The sequence below is a fragment of the Mycobacterium sp. genome (assembly GCF_035633495.1).
In the GTDB taxonomy this organism is placed as follows: Bacteria; Actinomycetota; Actinomycetes; order Mycobacteriales; family Mycobacteriaceae; genus Mycobacterium.
The window spans coordinates 18,589-36,809 of the sequence record NZ_DASQEU010000131.1 but is presented as its reverse complement, the minus strand read 5'-3'; the positions used below and the strand labels follow the sequence as shown (position 1 = coordinate 36,809).

Annotated in this window: 17 protein-coding genes; 12 read left to right on the top strand and 5 right to left on the bottom strand. The window is 69.0% G+C overall.

Annotated features, from left to right (window positions below):
- The first annotated feature begins 7 nt into the window (after positions 1–7).
- Both VET27_RS19670 and VET27_RS19665 read left to right on the top strand, forming a co-directional pair.
- On the top strand, positions 8–1,111 hold the full coding sequence (locus VET27_RS19670; RefSeq protein WP_526521155.1) for a cystathionine gamma-lyase: 1,104 nt from the start codon (positions 8–10) through the stop codon (positions 1,109–1,111).
- Between the two features lie 73 nt (positions 1,112–1,184).
- The gene (locus VET27_RS19665; protein WP_526521153.1) at positions 1,185–2,300 is read left to right on the top strand and encodes a D-alanine--D-alanine ligase family protein; all 1,116 of its coding nucleotides are present in this window, start codon (positions 1,185–1,187) and stop codon (positions 2,298–2,300) included.
- On the opposite strand, the gene VET27_RS19660 is transcribed toward VET27_RS19665, so the two are convergent.
- Positions 2,297–2,848 (bottom strand): DUF3515 family protein, encoded by a 552-nt coding sequence (locus VET27_RS19660; RefSeq protein ID WP_526521151.1) that lies wholly within the window; start codon positions 2,846–2,848, stop codon positions 2,297–2,299. The two genes, VET27_RS19665 and VET27_RS19660, sit on opposite strands and share 4 nt — an antisense overlap.
- A gap of 10 nt (positions 2,849–2,858) precedes the next feature.
- Positions 2,859–3,101: an Lrp/AsnC ligand binding domain-containing protein gene (locus VET27_RS19655; RefSeq protein WP_526521149.1), complete on the bottom strand. Its 243-nt coding sequence runs from the start codon at positions 3,099–3,101 to the stop codon at positions 2,859–2,861.
- Between the two features lie 99 nt (positions 3,102–3,200).
- Between VET27_RS19655 and VET27_RS19650 the strand changes: the two genes are divergently transcribed.
- Together VET27_RS19650 and VET27_RS19645 are read left to right on the top strand one after the other, a co-directional pair.
- Positions 3,201–4,157 (top strand): thiamine-phosphate kinase, encoded by a 957-nt coding sequence (locus tag VET27_RS19650; protein WP_526521147.1) that lies wholly within the window; start codon positions 3,201–3,203, stop codon positions 4,155–4,157.
- 104 nt (positions 4,158–4,261) lie between these two features.
- Positions 4,262–4,945: a uracil-DNA glycosylase gene (locus VET27_RS19645; protein WP_526521145.1), complete on the top strand. Its 684-nt coding sequence runs from the start codon at positions 4,262–4,264 to the stop codon at positions 4,943–4,945.
- Between the two features lie 10 nt (positions 4,946–4,955).
- Here VET27_RS19645 and rpmB read toward each other — a convergent pair whose 3' ends face one another.
- Entirely contained in the window at positions 4,956–5,150 is a 195-nt protein-coding gene (rpmB, locus tag VET27_RS19640; RefSeq protein ID WP_284227688.1) for a 50S ribosomal protein L28, read from the bottom strand.
- 204 nt (positions 5,151–5,354) lie between these two features.
- Here rpmB and fakA point away from each other — a divergent pair, with 204 nt between their 5' ends.
- Genes fakA through VET27_RS19625 form a run of 3 tightly spaced genes read left to right on the top strand, consistent with a single transcriptional unit; the run spans position 5,355 to position 9,933 of the window.
- Complete coding sequence (gene fakA / locus VET27_RS19635) at positions 5,355–6,983, top strand: fatty acid kinase ATP-binding subunit FakA (RefSeq protein WP_526521142.1); 1,629 nt, start codon at positions 5,355–5,357, stop codon at positions 6,981–6,983.
- A gap of 2 nt (positions 6,984–6,985) precedes the next feature.
- A complete protein-coding gene (gene recG, locus VET27_RS19630) occupies positions 6,986–9,235 on the top strand; it encodes an ATP-dependent DNA helicase RecG (protein WP_526521140.1) in 2,250 nt (749 codons plus the stop codon).
- Positions 9,232–9,933, top strand: coding sequence for a GmrSD restriction endonuclease domain-containing protein (locus tag VET27_RS19625; RefSeq protein WP_526521138.1), 702 nt, complete (start codon positions 9,232–9,234; stop codon positions 9,931–9,933). Before recG ends, VET27_RS19625 begins: the two co-directional genes overlap by 4 nt.
- On the opposite strand, the gene VET27_RS19620 is transcribed toward VET27_RS19625, so the two are convergent.
- Together VET27_RS19620 and VET27_RS19615 are read right to left on the bottom strand one after the other, a co-directional pair.
- Entirely contained in the window at positions 9,930–10,769 is an 840-nt protein-coding gene (locus tag VET27_RS19620; RefSeq protein ID WP_526521136.1) for an aldo/keto reductase, read from the bottom strand. The two genes, VET27_RS19625 and VET27_RS19620, sit on opposite strands and share 4 nt — an antisense overlap.
- Positions 10,770–10,774: 5 nt before the next feature.
- Entirely contained in the window at positions 10,775–11,632 is an 858-nt protein-coding gene (locus VET27_RS19615; RefSeq protein WP_526521134.1) for an aldo/keto reductase, read from the bottom strand.
- On the opposite strand from VET27_RS19615, the gene VET27_RS19610 reads away from it, so the two are divergent.
- The 5 genes from VET27_RS19610 to rsmD are packed head-to-tail and all read left to right on the top strand — an operon-like array spanning position 11,631 to position 18,221.
- Complete coding sequence (locus tag VET27_RS19610; RefSeq protein ID WP_526521132.1) at positions 11,631–12,767, top strand: alpha/beta hydrolase; 1,137 nt, start codon at positions 11,631–11,633, stop codon at positions 12,765–12,767. The two genes, VET27_RS19615 and VET27_RS19610, sit on opposite strands and share 2 nt — an antisense overlap.
- 34 nt (positions 12,768–12,801) lie before the next feature.
- Entirely contained in the window at positions 12,802–13,599 is a 798-nt protein-coding gene (locus tag VET27_RS19605) for a DsbA family protein (RefSeq protein ID WP_526521130.1), read from the top strand.
- A complete protein-coding gene (locus VET27_RS19600; RefSeq protein WP_526521128.1) occupies positions 13,596–14,234 on the top strand; it encodes a vitamin K epoxide reductase family protein in 639 nt (212 codons plus the stop codon). The genes VET27_RS19605 and VET27_RS19600 overlap by 4 nt, the downstream gene beginning before the upstream one ends.
- A gap of 34 nt (positions 14,235–14,268) precedes the next feature.
- Complete coding sequence (locus VET27_RS19595) at positions 14,269–17,658, top strand: pyruvate carboxylase (RefSeq protein WP_526521126.1); 3,390 nt, start codon at positions 14,269–14,271, stop codon at positions 17,656–17,658.
- A complete protein-coding gene (rsmD, locus tag VET27_RS19590) occupies positions 17,655–18,221 on the top strand; it encodes a 16S rRNA (guanine(966)-N(2))-methyltransferase RsmD (RefSeq protein ID WP_526521187.1) in 567 nt (188 codons plus the stop codon). The genes VET27_RS19595 and rsmD overlap by 4 nt, the downstream gene beginning before the upstream one ends.

The following is an 18,221-nucleotide window of genomic DNA, read 5'->3' as shown; positions in this document are numbered from 1 at the left end:
CCCGATGATGAGCGGCCAGTACGGCGACTCGACTCGCAGTGTCAAAGCCTCTGGCTCGCAACGTGTCCCGGGTCAACCGGTAGCGTCGCCTCCGATTCCGGTGTCGGCCTACCATTTGTCCGCCGACGAGTCGCAACCCCTGGACTCGTACGGACGAAGCTCCAATCCGACGTGGCGTCAGCTGGAGTCCGCGCTCGCCGAACTCGAAGGTGCCACCTCCGCGCTGTCCTTCGGATCGGGCATGGCCGCCATCACGTCGGTCCTGCGCGTGCTCGCCAAGCCCGGGGTGAAGCTGATCGTCCCCGCCGATGGGTACTACCAGGTGCGCCGGTACGCGGTGGAATACCTTGCCCCGCTGGGCGTCGACGTGCGCGAGGTGCCTGCCGCCGACATGTGCGCCGCGGCGGAGTCCGCCGACGTCGTCGTGGCGGAGACGCCGGTCAACCCGACTCTCGACGTCGTCGATCTGCACCGGCTGGCGGTGACGTGCCTGGGTCGGGGTGCGACGCTCGTCGTCGACAACACCACACCGACACCTCTTGGGCAGCAACCTCTTTCGCTCGGCGCCGACCTTGTGGTGGCGAGTGCGACCAAGGCGCTTTCGGGCCACAGCGACCTGATCGCCGGGTACGTCGCCAGCTGCCACGCCGAGCTGATGGCCGCCGTCGAACGCGAACGGCTGTTGGCCGGGGCCATCCTCGGCCCGTTCGAGGCCTGGCTGGCGCTGCGCAGCCTCGGCAGCGCCGGGCTGCGATTCGAGCGCCAGTGTCACAACGCCCTTGCGATGGCCTTCACGCTGCGCGACCACCCAGCGGTCCGGTCAGTGCGCTACCCCGGGCTGCCCGACGATCCCGCCCATGGGGTCGCCTGTGCGCAGATGAAGCGTTTCGGCGGGCTGGTCGCATTCGAACTGGCCGACGCCGCCGCCGTGCATCGCCTCGTCGAGCGCAGTGCGCTCGCGGTCGCCGCCACCAGCTTCGGCGGCATCCACACTTCGGTGGATCGGCGAGCGCGGTGGGGCGACCCCGTGGCCGCCGGGTTCGCGCGAATGTCGTTGGGCATCGAGGACACCGACGACCTGGTCGCCGACATCACGGCCGCGCTGGGCTGACGGTGCGGGCCGAAGCCCAGCTCAGAGTGCTGCGCCGTGCGCGTTCGCGCCGGGGCGGTAGCCTCTCTAGGTTGTGACCGACCGCTCGAACCCCCGCGTCCGCGTTGCCGTCGTCTACGGCGGGCGAAGCTCTGAGCACGCCATCTCCTGTGTTTCCGCTGGCAGCATCCTGCGCAACCTCGATCCGAATCGCTTTGACGTGGTCGCCGTCGGCATCACGCCCGAGGGATCCTGGGTGCTGACCGACGGCGAACACGAATCGCTTGCGATCACCGATGGTCGGCTCCCCGAGGTCACCGGTACGGCGGGTAGGGCGCTCGCGCTCGCGGCCGACCCCGGCCGTCGGGGCCAACTCCTCTCCCTCGGCAAGGGACCCGGGGACGTCCTCGCCGCCGTCGACGTGGTCTTCCCGGTGCTGCACGGACCGTACGGCGAGGACGGCACCATCCAGGGACTGCTCGAACTCGCGGGAGTGCCCTACGTGGGTGCCGGCGTACTGGCGAGTGCGGCGGGCATGGACAAGGAGTTCACCAAGAAGCTGCTCGCCGCGGAGGGGCTGCCCATCGGCGACCAGGTGGTGCTGCGCGCACACGACGAGACCCTCGAACCCGAGGATCGCGAGCGACTCGGCCTGCCCGTGTTCGTCAAGCCCGCGCGCGGCGGATCGTCGATCGGAGTCAGCCGCGTAAACAGTTGGGACGAGCTCGCGCCTGCGATCGCCCATGCGCGCCAACACGACCCCAAGGTCATCGTCGAGGCCGCCGTGCCAGGCCGCGAACTGGAGTGCGGCGTGCTCGAGTTCCCAGACGGCCACGTCGAGGCCAGCACAGTCGGCGAGATCCGGGTGGCCGGAGTCCGCGGCCGCGAGGACGGGTTCTACGACTTCGCCACGAAGTATCTCGAAGACGCGGCCGAACTCGACGTCCCTGCGAAGGTCGACGATGAGATCACCGATGAGATAAGGCAATTGGCGATCAAGGCCTTCCGTGCCATCGACTGCCAGGGCCTGGCCCGCGTCGACTTCTTCCTCACCGACGACGGCCCGTTGATCAACGAGATCAACACGATGCCGGGGTTCACCACGATCTCGATGTATCCGCGGATGTGGGCGGCCAGCGGCGTGGACTACCCGACGCTGCTGGCGGCCATGGTCGACACCGCGGTCGCCCGGGGGACCGGCCTGCGCTAACGGACCGCCCCCGGATTGGGCACGATCGCGGGCATCGCCTGAGAGACCGCCCGCGAGAGCAGCTGGATCGGCGTCGGCCCCGAACCGTCGGGCAGCGTGAGGGCCACGTACACCGGCCGGTCGACGGTCACCCAGGTGATGCGGCCCTCCCCGGGGATGCGGAACCACTGCACGTCGTCCACGCCTTGCAGGGGTGAGCTCGCGACGAAGTCGTCGGGCCGGTCCAGCCCGCACCGCAGGACGACGAGATCGCTGCCGGGTTCGGACTGCCACGCCGCCGTGCTTGCCGGCGCGGGTGCCATCGCCTGCGCGCGGTGATAGTCGTCCAGGTCGTTGGGAAGGACCGCCATGAGGGCTCGGCAGGCATCGCTGTCGGCCTGGGGCGCGGGAGCAGCGGCGATGGCCACTGGCTGCTGGGCGGGCGTCGCCTGCCTGGTCGCCGCGACGACCAGTACCGCGATGACAGCGCCCACCGCGACGATGATCGCTGCGAGCAGGAGTGCGCGCGGCGGCCCGTCGCGTTCGTCGTCGGGGGCGGAGTCGGTCACCCGCGCAACTCTAGGTGCGCGCTCCTTCGGCGACCGGACAGGTCAGGGTGCGGGTGATGCCGGTGACCTGCTGGACGCTCGGAACGACGACGGACTTTAGCTCGGATGCGCTGGTGGCCTCGACGCGAACCACCACGTCATATGGTCCTGTCACGTACTCAGAGGACGACACTCCCGGCAGCCCAGACGACTGCTTGGCCACTACCTCGGCGCGGCCAACCTCGGTCTGAATCAGCATGAATGCCTCGACCACTCGCGCTGTCCTCCGTTCCGACTGCATAGACTCCACTCCGCAGGGACCAAACGTACCGCAGGTCGCGCCGGTGTTCAGGACACGCAACCGAGGGGTGACATGGCTGACGACGAGCGCGCCGAGACGCTTGCCGATCTCGGTGAGTTCACGGTCATCGACCGGCTCGTCGAGGGACGCCCGCACCCGCCGACCGTGCTGGTCGGGCCCGGTGACGACGCGGCCGTGGTCGCGACGGCGGACGGTCGCGCGGTGGTGTCGACCGACATGCTGGTCGAGGGACGGCACTTCCGCCTGGACTGGTCGACGCCGCATGACGTCGGTCGCAAGGCGATTGCCCAGAATGCCGCCGACATCGAGGCGATGGGTGCGGCGACGACGGCGTTCGTGGTCGCTTTCGGTGCGCCGGGCACGACCCCGGGCGACGACGCGCTGCAACTGTCTGACGGCATGTGGGAGGAGGCCGGCACGTTCGGCGCGAGCATCGTCGGAGGTGACCTGGTGGCCGCGCCGCAATGGGTGATCTCCGTGACCGCGCTCGGCGACCTCGGGGGTAGGGCGCCCGTGCTGCTCGGCGGTGCGCGGCCCGGCGACACGCTCGCTGTCATCGGTGACATGGGACGCTCAGCCGCAGGTCATGCCCTGTGGCTCGAGGGCATCCATGACTTCGTCGAGCTGCGACGCCGCCACCTGGTGCCGTCGGTGCCGTACGGGCAGGGTCGCAAGGCGGCCGACGCCGGTGCCACGGCGATGACCGACGTCTCGGACGGGCTGCTCGCCGACGTCGGCCACCTCGCCGCGGCCTCCGCGGTCTGTGTGGACCTGTCGCGGGATGCGTTGACGGCCGACCATGCCGCCGTCGCCGCAGCGGCCGCCGCGACGGGGGACGATCCGTGGGCCTGGGTGCTCGGCGGTGGCGAGGACCATGCCCTCGTCGCGACGTTCCCCGGTGCCGTCCCCGCCGGCTGGCGACGGATCGGCAGCGCAGTGGAGGGGCCGGGCCGGGTATTGCTCGATGGCGCCGAATGGACCGGCAACACGGGCTGGCAGTCGTTTTAGGGCTCGCGGCGAGCGTGAATTTCACGACGCTCTGGGCCGGATTTCGTCGTCACGTTCACACTCGCGGCGTGCGTGCTGGCCTTCGCACGATAGGTTGACCACTCGTGACTGCGCGCCCGCTCTCAGAACTCGTCGAGGACGGCTGGGCGCGTGCGCTCGCGCCGGTGACCGATCAGGTCGCCCAGATGGGCGAATTCCTGCGATCCGAGATCGCGGCAGGCCAGCGTTATCTGCCCGCCGGTGAGAACGTACTGCGCGCCTTCACCTTTCCGCTCGACCACGTGCGCGTGCTCATCGTCGGACAGGATCCGTACCCGACTCCGGGACACGCCGTCGGGCTGAGCTTCTCCGTGGCGGCCGACGTGCGTCCGCTGCCGCGCAGCCTGGACAACATCTTCAAGGAGTACGCCACGGACTTGGGCCATCCCGCACCGAGCTGTGGTGACCTGACGCCGTGGGCCGAGCGCGGGGTCATGATGCTCAACAGGGTGCTGACCGTCCGGTCGGGGACCCCGGCGTCACACCGCGGCAAGGGGTGGGAAACGGTGACCGCGTGCGCGATCCGCGCATTGGTGGACAGGCCGCAGCCGATGGTGGCGGTGCTGTGGGGTCGCGACGCGCAGACGCTGAAGCCGATGCTGACGGGTGCGCATTGCGCGACCATCGAGTCGGTGCACCCGTCGCCGCTGTCGGCGTCGCGTGGATTCTTCGGATCGAGGCCGTTCAGCCGCGCCAACGAACTACTCGCGCAGATGGGCGCCGAACCGATCGACTGGCGGCTGCCCTAGGGACGGCAGACTAGCCGCGCGCGACCTTGCCCGCCTTGATGCACGACGTGCACGCGTTGATGCGCTTCTTGTTGCCACCGGGACGCGTCACGGCGTGCACGGTCTGGATGTTCGGATCCCACCTGCGGTTGGTCCGACGATGGGAGTGCGACACCGACTTGCCGAAGCCGGGACCCTTCCCGCAGACATCGCAAACGGCAGCCATGTGAAACTCCTTGATCGGTACTGGGGGCCATCGACCGCAACGCGGGTGACCCGACGACCCGACCAGGATACCGGCCGCCCCGGGGATCGCCAAAACGATGTCCACCCGCGCGAAACGTCGTGAATGGCGAGCGGCGGCGTCAGGCACAGTGGTTAGGCTGACCAGCACGTGGCCGCGTTGGGTCGGAGGAGAGGCGGTTTGGGCATGTCCGCACGCCGGCTCGACGCCACCGCCCTTCGGGAGTGGGCCCACACGGCCGTCACTCACCTCATCGCCCGCACCGACGAGATCAACAGGCTCAACGTGTTCCCCGTCGCCGACGCGGACACCGGGACCAACATGCTGTTCACCATGCGTGCTGCGGGCGCCAGGACCGAAGCGCTGCGCGGGGCCGACGTCACCGGCGTCGCCGACGCGCTGGCCGAGGGCGCTCTGCAGGGGGCGCGCGGCAACTCCGGGGTGATCCTCTCGCAGATCCTACGCGGCCTGGCCGACGTCGCCGCCGGGGCGGCCGACGAACGCAACGGCGTGCTCGCCGACCTCGACGGGCCGCTCCTGGCCTCCGCACTGAGGCATGCCGTGGTGCTCGCCGACGCCTCGGTCGGCGATAGCGTGCCGGGAACCATCGTCTCGGTGCTTGCGGCCGCCGCGGGTGCCGCCGAGGACGCCGCGGTCGACCGCGCGGACGTCGCAGAGGTCGTCGCGATTGCCGCGGACGCCGCGGTGATCGCGCTCGAGAAGACGACTCAACAACTCGACGTGCTGGCCGACGCCGGTGTGGTGGACGCGGGCGGGCGCGGGCTGCTCGTCCTGCTCGATGCGTTGACCGCCACCCTCACCGGGCACGCGCCACACCGGGTGACCTACGAGCCGTCGGGCGTCACCGCGGGTTCCGCGGACGTCTCGGTCGTCGCGCCGCCGCAGTTCGAGGTGATGTACCTCCTCGACGACTGCGACCATGCGGGTCTCGAGCTGCTCCGATCTCGGCTCGAGCAGCTCGGCGAGTCGGTGACCATCGCCGCGTCGGGAACCGATGGCCGCTACTCCGTGCACGTCCACACCGACGATGCGGGCGGTGCCGTCGAGGCGGGCCTGGACGTCGGAACCCCCAGCCGGATCCAGATCACCGCGCTGACCGGCGCGGGCGGGCATCCATCGGGTGGATGGACCCGGGACCGCGCGGTGCTGGCGGTCGTCGACGGCGATGGCGCGAAGGCACTGTTCGAGGGTGAGGGTGCGCACGTCCTGCGCCAGGACGCCGACGCCGCGATCAGCGCCAAGCAGCTGCTTCGCGCGCTCGTCGACGCGGGGGCCGCGCAGATCATGGTCCTGCCCAACGGCTACGTGGCCGCCGAGGAACTGGTCGCGGGATGCACCGCGGCGATCGGCTGGGGCATCGACGTCGTGCCGGTGCCCGCGGGCTCGATGGTCCAGGGCCTCGCCGCGCTGGCCGTGCACGACGCCGCCCGTCAGGCCGTCGACGACGGGTACACCATGGCGCGCGCGGCCGCAGGTGCTCGGCGCGGGTCGGTGCGAGTGGCCACCGAGGAGGCGCTGACGTGGGCGGGCACCTGCAGCCCCGGTGATGGCCTTGGCATCTCCGGTGACGAGGTGCTGATCGTCGGGAAGGACGTGGCCGCTGCCGGCGCCGGCCTCATCGACCTGCTGCTCAGCTCCGGTGGTGAGCTCGTCACGGTTCTGACGGGCGCGGGTGTCGATCCGGCGGTGGGCGCCGCGCTCCAGGATCACGTGCACCAGCAACACCTCGGCACAGAGTTGGTGACCTACCACACGGGCCACCGCGGCGACGCGCTGCTGATCGGGGTGGAGTAGACGTGGTCGCGCTCACCGACAGCCTGGACCGGGTCATCGGCGCAAAGTCCGCCGGACCGCTCGAGGAACACTTCGGCATCCGCACCGTCGACGACCTGTTGCGCCACTACCCGCGCAGCTACAGCCAGGGCATGTCGGTGCTCGACGAGGGTTGGGAACCTCCCGAGGAGGGGGAGCACGTCACCTTCGTCGACGAGATCGCCCGCGCAGACGTCCGTTGGACCAATCGGCAGCCCAAGCGGGAGTTCCTGGTCATCACCCTCGCCAACCGCCGACCCAAGGTCACGGCCACCTTCTTCAACGCCAAGTTCACCAAGAAGATCCTGACCGAGGGCACCCGCCTGATGCTGTCGGGGGAGGTCGGATTCTTCAAGGGGACAATGCAATTGACGCATCCAGCGTTCCTGATCCTCGAGGGGGCCGGACAGGGCAAGGGCAGCAGGTCGCTGGCCAAGATCGCCGAGACGTCGCGAAAGACCGACGGGGAACTGCTGCTGTCGGCGTTCGAGCGGGACTACTTCCCCATCTACCCGGCGTCGGCCAAGGTGCAGAGCTGGGACATCTACGCGTGCGTCCGTCAGGTCCTCGACGTCCTGGACCCGGTCGACGATCCGCTCCCCGAATCGATTCTGCGCCAATGGAATCTGGTTTCCGAAGACGAGGCGTTACGGGCGATCCATCTGGCGGAGCGCGAGGAGGACCGGGAGCGCGCCCGCGAGCGACTGGCCTTCGACGAGGCCGTCGGCCTGCAATGGGCACTGGTGGAACGCAGGCACGGTGAACTGAGCGAGACCGGTCCGCCCGCGCCGCCACGGGAGGACGTGTTGGCAGCCGCGTTGGGGCGTCAGTTGCCGTTCGAACTCACGGCGGGTCAGCGTGACGTCCTCGACGTGCTGTCGACCGAACTCGCCGACACCAAGCCGATGCACCGGATGCTGCAGGGTGAGGTGGGCTCGGGAAAGACGATCGTCTCGCTGCTCGCGATGGCGCAGATGGTGGACGCCGGGTACCAGTGCGCGCTGCTGGCGCCCACGGAAGTCCTTGCCGCCCAGCATGCCCGGTCCATCCGCGACGTGCTCGGCCCGCTCGCGATGGCGGGTCAGCTCGGCGGCCCGGACGGTGCGACGAGGGTGGCACTGCTCACCGGGTCGATGAGCCCGCAGCAGAAGCGCCAGGTTCGCGACGAGGTGGCCGGCGGCGAGGCGGGCATCGTCGTCGGCACGCACGCGCTCCTGCAGGACGCCGTCGAGTTCAGCAATCTCGGCATGGTCGTCGTCGACGAGCAGCACCGCTTCGGCGTAGAGCAGCGGGATCGGTTGCGGGCCAAGGCCGTTGGTGGCGTCACGCCGCATCTGCTGGTGATGACGGCCACCCCGATACCGCGCACGGTCGCCCTCACCGTCTACGGCGACCTCGAGACGTCGGTTCTGCGCGAACTGCCACGTGGCAGGCGTCCGATCGCCACCAACGCCATCTTCATGGGACAGAAGCCCGCGTGGGTGCAACGGGCCTGGCAGCGGATCATCGAAGAGGTCGGCGCGGGTCGCCAGGCCTACGTCGTCGCCTCCCGCATCGACGAGAACGACACGGGCGGCAAGGATTCGGGGAAGAAGAAGCCGAGTAACAAGGAGCCGGGCCCGCCCGTCGCCACCGTCGTCGAGTTGTTCGAACACCTCGGAAGCGGCCCGCTGCGAGGCCTGCGGCTCGGCCTGATGCACGGCAGGCTCTCCGGGGACGAGAAGGACGCCGCCATGACGGCGTTCCGCGCGGGTGACATCGACGTGCTGGTGTGCACCACCGTCATCGAGGTCGGTGTCGACGTACCCAATGCGACGGTGATGTTCGTCATGGACGCCGACCGGTTCGGCATCAGCCAGTTGCACCAGTTGCGCGGGCGCATCGGCCGCGGCGAGCATCCCAGCCTCTGTCTGCTGGCCACCAACCTGCCCGAGGACTCGAAGGCCGGAGCCCGACTGAAGGCCGTCGCAGCCACCCAGGACGGCTTCGTGCTCGCCGACCTCGACCTCGAGGAGCGCCGCGAGGGCGACGTGCTCGGCCTCAGCCAGTCCGGCAGACCCATCACGCTGCGACTGCTGTCCCTGGCCGCGCACCGCGAGATCATCGAGGCCGCGCGTGCGTTCGCCGAGTCCGTCTACGCCGACGACCCCCGACTGCTCGACCACCGCGGAATCGCGATGCTGGCAGCGCCATTCGCCGAGACCGAACGCGTCGAATACCTGGACAAGGCGTGAAGAGGCCCGTCTGGCTCATCGTGGCGGTGGTGCTCGCCATCGTGGTCGCCGTTCAGGTCACGATGGCCAGCGGCCGTGCCAACCGGTTCGTCGCCGACGCCGACGTGCCCACCGTCGCGCCGGGGGTCGACATCCTCGCCGGGATCCCGCTGATTCCGGTGCGCGTGCGCGGACACGACTACCGCCGCGCGGCCTTCGGCGACGCCTGGACCGATGACACCACCGCACCGGGCGGACACAACGGCTGCGACACCCGCAACGACATCCTCGACCGCGACCTGGTCGACAAGACGTTCACGGCCATCAAGCGCTGCCCCACGGCGGTCGCCACCGGCACGCTGCACGACCCGTACACCAATGACACCGTCGCGTTCACCAGGGGCAATCAGATCGGGGCCGCGGTGCAGATCGATCACCTGGTCCCGTTGGCGCTGGCGTGGGATCTCGGCGCCAGGGACTGGACCGACGAGATGCGCGCCAGGTTCGCCAACGATCCGGCGAATCTCCTGGCCGTCGAAGGCCAGGCCAACCAGGACAAGGGTGACGCCGAGCCTGCCGACTGGATGCCGCCGAACCACGCCTTCTGGTGTCAGTACGCCGTGCAGTTCGCCGCCGTGCTGCGGGGCTACGCCCTGCCGGTCGACGACCGGTCCGCCGTGGTGCTGCGCGACGCCGCGAGCACCTGCCCGACGGGCTAGGTGCCGGTGTAGGTCGCGGGGTCGGGCCGGAAGCGGGTGCCCTCGTCGAGGCCGTTGAGCGCATCCATGTGTTCGGCTGCCAGCTCGAACTCGAAGACGTCTGCGTTCTCGACGATGCGCGCCGGAGTGGCCGAGCGGGGGATGACGACGTTGCCGAGTTGCAGGCTCCATCGGATGAGCACCTGGGCAGGCGACTTGCCGTACTCACCGGCGATCGACGTCACGGTCGGGTTGTCCAGCAGCCGGCCGACGCCCAGCGGGCCGTAGGCCTCGGTGACGATGTCGTGTTCGGCGTTGGCCGCACGCATCGCGGACTGGTTGAGCAGCGGATGCAGCTCGATCTGGTTGATCGCGGGCGCGACGTAGGACAGTTCGACGACGTTGGACAGGTCCTCGGCCGAGAAGTTGCACACGCCGATGGACTTGGCCAAACCGTCATCGCGCAGTTTGAGCAGGCCGCCCCAGCTGTGCATGTAGACGCCGGGATCGCCGGCAGGCCAGTGGATCAGGTAGGCGTCGACGTAGTCCGTGCCGAGCCGTTCGGTGCTGGCCCGGCACGCGTCCTGCGCCCCCCTCAACCCCTGGTCCTCGGTAGCCAGCTTGGTGGTGATGAAGATCTCCGCACGCGGAATGCTCGATGCGGCGATGGCGCGGCCCACCGCGGCCTCGTTGCCGTAGGCGGCCGCCGTGTCGATCAATCGAATGCCGATCGCGAGCGCGGTCGACACGGCGCGTTCGGTTTCGGCATCCGACAGCTCGCCGACGCCGATGCCGAGAGCCGGGATGCTGTTCTCGTCGTTGAGAGCCACTGAAGGAATTGCTGCCGCCGAGGTCATGTCACCTACCCTGTGAAGTTGAAGGTCCGTGGATCGGGACCCAGCCGCGTTCCGTCCGCCAGCGAGGCGATGGACTCCATGTCCTGCTCGCCGAGCTCGAAGTCGAACACGTCGAAGTTGCTCACAATCCTCTCGGGGTTCACCGATTTCGGGATGACGATATTACCGAGCTGGACGTGCCACCTAATCAGCACCTGCGCTGGCGTTTTTTCGTGTGCGTCGGCAGTGGCGACGACGGTCGCGTTCTCCAGCAGCGAGCCCTGTCCCAACGGGCTCCAAGCCTCGGTGGCGATTCCCAAGCTGGCGTGCAGCTCGCGCAGTTCACGCTGAGGGAGCAGGGGATGCAGCTCGATCTGATTGACCGCGGGCACGATCCCCGTCCCGTCGATCAGGATCTTCAGGTGTTCGGACTCGAAGTTGCTGACGCCGATCGAGCGAATACGGCCCTGATCGCGCAGGTGCGCGAAAGCCTTGAAGGTGTCGACGTACGCGTTCACTTCGGGCAGCGGCCAGTGAATGAGGTAGAGATCCAGGTAGTCGATCCCGAGCTTGTCCAGGCTTTCGTCGAAGGCCCGCAGCGTCTTGTCGTAACCCTGCTCGGCATTCCACAGCTTGGTGACCACGTAGACGTCGTCTCGGGCGAGGCCCGAGGATGCGGCACCCGCCAGCGCCAGGCCCACCTCTGCTTCGTTGCCGTATGCGGCCGCCGTATCGACGTGCCGATAGCCTGCGTCCAGTGCGGCGCTGACCGCCCGCTCGGTATCGCCCGCGGGGGTCTGCCAAACGCCCAGCCCGATGGCTGGTATCGAATTACCGTCGTTCAGCGTGATCGAGGCAACCGAAGGGTTCGAAGGAGAAGCCATGACGAGAAGTCTGCCAGTGCAGGTTCCGCCCACCGGACCCGCAGCGGTGCCCCACGGTGACGCGGGTCAACCAGGCCGCGCCAAGTTGGCGGTCCTCAACGCCACCAGCGGCGTGATGCTGCGCCTGCTTCCGCACCTTCCCGACGCCGTCAAGCGCCTTCTGCTCGGTCGCCGCACCGTGACGATCGACGGCAACACCCTCGACACCACCCTGCAGTTCATGCTCGCTGCGCAGCGGTCGGCGGGTGTCAACGGGTTGGTCGCCAGCAGCGACGTCACCGTCGCCCGGGCCCAGCTTCGGAAGCTCGCGTCGATGATCGACGCCGGTATCGCCGTCGGGGTGAGGGACCTGTCGATACCCGGTCCGGCGGGCCCGATTCCGGTTCGGCACTACACCCCGGTCAACGGTGAGGGCTCAGAACCGCTTCTGGTGTTCTTCCACGGCGGTGGATTCGTCGTCGGGGATCTCGACACCCATGACGACCTGTGCCGGTTGATGTGTCGCGACGCCGCGGTGCACGTCCTGGCGGTCGACTACCGACTCGCGCCGGAGCACCCGGCGCCCGCCGCCATCGAGGACTGCTATGCCGCCTACCGCTGGGCGCTGGAGCACGCCGCCGAACTCGGCGCCGACCACGCACGGGTGGCCGTGGGAGGCGACAGTGCAGGTGGCAATCTCTCTGCGGTGGTCTCCTTGCGGGCACGCGACGAAGGGCTTGCGCTGCCCGCGCTGCAGCTGCTGCTATACCCGATCACCAACTTCGCGGGCGACACCAGGTCGAAGACCCTCTTCGCCGACGGTTACTTCCTCACCAAGAATGACATCGACTGGTTCCGGGACAACTACCTGGCGGGTTCCCGGCTCGACAGGAGCGACCCGCGGATCTCGCCACTGCTGGCCGACGATCTCTCCGGGTTGCCTCCGGCGATGGTGCTGACCGGTGGCTTCGACCCGCTGCGCGACGAGGGTAACCAGTACGCCGACGCGCTCGCGGCTGCGGGCGTCCCCGTCGATCACCGGCAGTTCGGTCCGCTCGTGCACGTCTTCGCCAATTTCTTCCCGCTCGGGGGCGCCAGCGCCACCGCCAGCGCGGAGGTCGTCTCGGCGCTGCGGGCACACCTGAGCCGGGTCTGAGGGATGCGTTGCGCGCCGCCGGTACCCTAGTGCCGTGGCCACGAAACCCAAGAAGAACGCCCGCTACGACCTGAAGGCTGCGGACCGCAGGCGCAACGTGATGATCCAGGTCGGGCTGACCGCGGTCGTCGTCATCTTCGCGGTGGTTCTGGTGGTGTACATCGTCACGTCCGGGAGCGGTAAGCCCGCAGGTGGCGAGGCGAAGTCGATCCGCGTGGCCACGAGCAGCGTGGTCACCAAGGAGGGCACTACCGAGCCGAAGGCCGTGCTGTCGTTGTACGAGGACTTCCTCTGCCCCGTCTGCGGCAATTTCGAGCAGCAGTTCGGCCCCACCTTGAGCAAGCTGATCGACAGCGGCGCGGTGGCCGCCGACTTCTACATGGTCGCGATCCTCGACCGTCCGTCCAACCAGAACTACTCGTCCCGGGCCGGGGCGGCGGCGTACTGCGTGGCCGACGAGGACACCAGCCCGGACAAGCAGGCGTTCCGGCGGTTCCACGCCGCGATGTACGCGCAGCAGCCGAGCGAGACGGGCACGACGTTTCCCACCAATCAGCAGTTGATCGAGACCGCGCGTCAGGCCGGCGTGGCCGGCAAGGTGCCGGAGTGCATCAACAACGGCCGCTACCTGGACGTGGTCAAGGGTCTCGCCGCCGCGACCTCCGTGACGGCCACGCCGACCGTGCGGATCAACGGCGAGGACTACAAGTTCTCGACGCCCGACGCCCTGGTGGCCAAGGTCAAGGAGATCGTGGGCGACGTTCCCGGGCTGACCCCCGCACCCGCCGCACCCGCACCCACGCCCGCGGCACCGGCCCCGACGGCGCCATGAGCGTCGCCGCGGCGAGCGAGACCGCACCTGCGGCGCCGACGGGGGATGGTTCCCCGGCACGGGTGCCGATCGCCAGCGCGCTCTGGGTGCTGATCGGCGGTGCCGTCGGTCTCACGGCGGCCATCACGCTGTCGATCGAGAAGATCAAGCTGCTGCAGAACCCCGCCTACGTGCCGTCCTGCAGCATCAACCCGGTGTTGTCGTGCGGCTCGGTGATGGTCACCCCGCAGGCGGCGGCGTTCGGTTTTCCAAATCCGCTGATCGGCATCGCGGCGTTCACGGTCGTCGTGGTCATCGGCGTGCTAGCCGTTGCAAAAGTAGCTCTGCCACAATGGATTTGGGCAGGTCTCGCGGCCGGTACCCTGCTCGGCGCGGTGTTCGTCCACTGGCTCATCTATCAGAGCCTGTACGTCATCGGAGCCCTGTGCCCGTACTGCATGGTCGTGTGGGGGGTAGCCATACCGCTACTGGTCGTGGTGTCGTCGATCGCGCTTCGCCCCTTGGCGGGCAAGGGATCTGGGGGGCTCTCCCGCTTCGTCTACGAGTGGCGCTGGTCGCTCGTCGTGCTCTGGTTCACCGCGCTGATCCTGCTGATCCTGGCTCGCTTCTGGAACTACTGGTCGACGCTGATCTAGGTCGGACCGGGCCGGGGGCGAGTTAGGGTAGCGCGTGATCTCCAAACTGTTGGTGGCCAACCGCGGTGAGATAGCGATCCGGGCGTTTCGTGCGGCATACGAGATGAACATCGCGACGGTGGCGGTGTACGCGTACGAAGACCGTAACTCGCCGCACCGGATGAAGGCCGACGAGTCGTATCAGATCGGCGAGCCGGGCCACCCCGTGCGGTCCTATCTGTCGATCGACGAGATCATCCGCGTTGCCCGCGACGCAGGCGCCGACGCGGTGTATCCCGGATACGGGTTCCTCTCCGAGAAACCAGAACTCGCGGCCGCGTGCGCGGAGGCGGGCGTTACCTTCGTCGGCCCCGGCCCTCAGGTGCTGGAGCTCACGGGCAACAAGGCGCGAGCGATCGCCGCGGCGCGGGAAGCGGGCCTGCCCGTGCTGGCGTCCTCGGGACCGTCGGCATCGGTGGACGAACTCGTCGCCGCATCGGCCGACATGGACTTCCCGCTGTTCGTCAAGGCGGTGTCGGGCGGCGGTGGCCGTGGCATGCGGCGGGTCTCGGATTCCGACGCACTCGCCGAGGCGATCGAGGCCGCCAGTCGCGAGGCCGAGGCGGCGTTCGGCGATCCCACGGTGTATCTCGAGCAGGCTGTGCTCAACCCGCGTCACATCGAGGTGCAGATCCTCGCCGACGGCAAGGGCAACGTCATCCACCTCTTCGAGCGCGACTGCAGCCTGCAGCGGCGGCACCAGAAGGTGATCGAGCTCGCCCCCGCCCCCAACCTGTCAGATGAGTTGCGCGCCAAGCTCTGCGGGGACGCCGTCGCCTTCGCGCGTCAGATCGGCTACTCCTGCGCGGGCACCGTCGAGTTCCTGCTCGACGAACGCGGCAACCACGTCTTCATCGAGATGAACCCGCGCATCCAGGTCGAGCACACGGTCACCGAGGAGATCACCGACGTAGACCTGGTGGCGAGCCAGCTACGCATCGCCGCGGGGGAGACGCTGGCCGACCTTGCGCTGAGCCAGGATTCGATTCAGGTGCGGGGCGCCGCGATGCAGTGCCGGATCACCACCGAGGACCCGGCGAAGGGCTTCCGGCCCGACACCGGGCGGATCACCGGTTACCGGTCGCCGGGCGGTGCGGGCATCCGGTTGGACGGCGGCACGACGCTGGGTGCGGAGATCGGTGCGCACTTCGACTCGATGCTGGTCAAGCTGACCTGCCGGGGCCGGGACTTCTCGACCGCGGTGGCACGCGCCCGTCGCGCGCTCGCAGAGTTTCGGGTCCGCGGGGTCTCGACCAACATCCCGTTCCTGCTGTCGGTCGTCGACGACCCCGACTTCCGCGCCGGCCGGGTCACGACCTCGTTCATCGACGAACGCCCGCAACTGCTCACCGCTCACGCGTCGGCCGACCGGGGCACCAAGATCATCAACTACCTCGCCGAGGTCACCGTCAACTCGCCGTACGGCGACCGGACGCGGGTGTACCCGCAGGACAAGCTGCCCGACGCCAATGTGGCGGACCTCGAGGCGACCCCGCCACCGGGCAGCAGGCAACGGTTGATCGAGCTGGGGCCCCAGGCCTTCGCGGTGTGGCTGCGGGACTCTCCTGCGGTGGGTGTCACCGACACCACCTTCCGCGACGCGCATCAGTCGCTGCTCGCCACCCGGGTGCGGACCTCCGGTCTGGTGGCCGTCGCGCCGTACATCGCGAGGATGACCCCCGAGCTGTTGTCGCTGGAGTGCTGGGGCGGCGCGACTTACGATGTGGCGCTTCGGTTTCTGAAGGAAGACCCGTGGGAACGGCTGGCGGCGCTGCGCGAGGTGGTGCCCAACATTTGTCTGCAGATGCTGCTGCGGGGCCGCAACACCGTCGGATACACCCCGTACCCCGAGGTCGTCACCTCGGCCTTCGTCGAGGAGGCCACGGCCACCGGCATCGACATCTACCGGATCTTCGACGCGCTCAACAACGTCGAGTCGATGCGCCCGGCGATCGATGCCGTCCGTGAAACCGGTTCGGCGGTCGCTGAAGTCGCCATGAGCTACACCGGCGACCTGTCGGATCCGGCCGAGACGCTCTACACGTTGGACTACTACCTCAAGCTGGCCGAGCAGATCGTCGAGGCAGGCGCACACGTGTTGGCCATCAAGGACATGGCGGGCCTGCTGCGGGCACCGGCGGCCACCACCTTGGTCTCGGCGCTGCGCAGCCGGTTCGATCTGCCGGTGCACGTACACACCCACGACACGCCCGGTGGTCAGTTGGCCACCTACACCGCGGCCTGGCAGGCAGGTGCAAGCGCCGTAGACGGCGCCGCCGCGCCGTTGGCGGGGACCACCAGTCAGCCGTCGCTGTCCTCGATCGTCGCCGCGGCCATGCACACCCGCTACGACACCGGTTTGTCGCTGCGCGCCGTGTGTGATCTGGAGCCCTACTGGGAAGCCTTGCGAAAGGTGTACGCGCCCTTCGAGTCCGGGCTTCCTGCCCCCACCGGCCGGGTGTATTCGCACGAGATCCCCGGCGGTCAGCTGTCCAATCTGCGTCAGCAGGCGATTGCGCTCGGTCTCGGCAATCGGTTCGAGGACGTCGAGAACGCCTATGCCGGCGCGGACCGGGTGCTCGGACATCTGGTCAAGGTCACGCCGTCCTCGAAGGTCGTCGGAGACCTCGCCCTTGCGCTCGTCGGCGCCGGGATCACGGCCGACGACTTCGCGGCCGATCCGGCCCGCTTCGACATTCCCGACTCCGTGATCGGTTTCCTGCGTGGCGAACTCGGCGACCCGCCCGGCGGATGGCCGGAGCCGCTGCGCTCCAAGGCGCTGGCGGGACGCCCGCCCGCCAGGCCGACCGAGAAGCTCGACGCGCAGGACGAAGCGCTGCTCCGCCAGCCCGGCACCGTGCGACAGCGGACGTTGAACCGGTTGCTGTTCCCCGGGCCGACGAAGGAATTCGAGGCCCACCGGGAGACGTACGGGGACACCTCGCGCCTGTCCGCCAACCAGTTCTGGTACGGGCTGCGCCACGGCGACGAACATCGCATCCAGATCGACCGTGGCGTCGACCTGATCATCGGGCTCGAGGCGATCTCCGATGCCGACGAGCGCGGCATGCGCACCGTGATGTGCATTCTGAACGGGCAACTTCGACCGGTGGTGGTGCGCGACGAGAGCATCGCCGACACCGTGCCCGCCTCGGAGAAGGCGGACCGGGCCAACGCCGACCACGTCGCCGCGCCGTTCGCCGGCGTCGTCACCGTCAACGTCGTCGCGGGCAATCAGGTCAGCGCGGGCCAGACCATCGCCACCATCGAGGCCATGAAGATGGAGGCGGCCATCACGGCTCCCAAGCAGGGCACCGTCGACCGTGTCGCCGTCTCGGCTACCGCGCAGGTAGAGGGTGGCGACCTTCTGGCGGTGATCCGCTGACCCGGATCGTCGGCGGTCGGTTCGGCGGCCGCCGAATCTCGGTGCCGCAGGGTCGTTCCGGGCGGGGTACCCGTCCCACGACGGACCGGGTCCGCGAGTCGCTGTTCAACGTGTTGACCGCACGAGTTGATCTGGCCGGTCTCGCGGTTCTCGACCTGTACGCCGGTTCGGGAGCCCTTGGGCTGGAAGCGCTTTCGCGTGGCGCCGCGTCGGCTGTGTTCGTGGAGGCTGACCGGCGCGCAGCGGCCGTCATCGAAGACAACGTTGCGACGCTGGGCGCCGCCGGCGCGGTGGTGCGCTGCGGCAGCGTCGCCTCGGTGCTGGCGACGGGAACCGACCGTCCCGCAGACCTGGTGTTCGCCGACCCGCCCTACGAGGTGCCGTCGGCCGACGTGGAGGCGGTGCTCCGCGCCCTGACCGATGGTGGCTGGGTGAGTCCGGGTGCGATCGCCGTGGTCGAGCGACCCACGTCGGCGCCCGTACTGGCCTGGCCCGCCGGGTGGGCGTCGGGGCGGGACCGCCGCTACGGTGACACGCGCCTCGAGTTCGGGGAGATCGCGTAG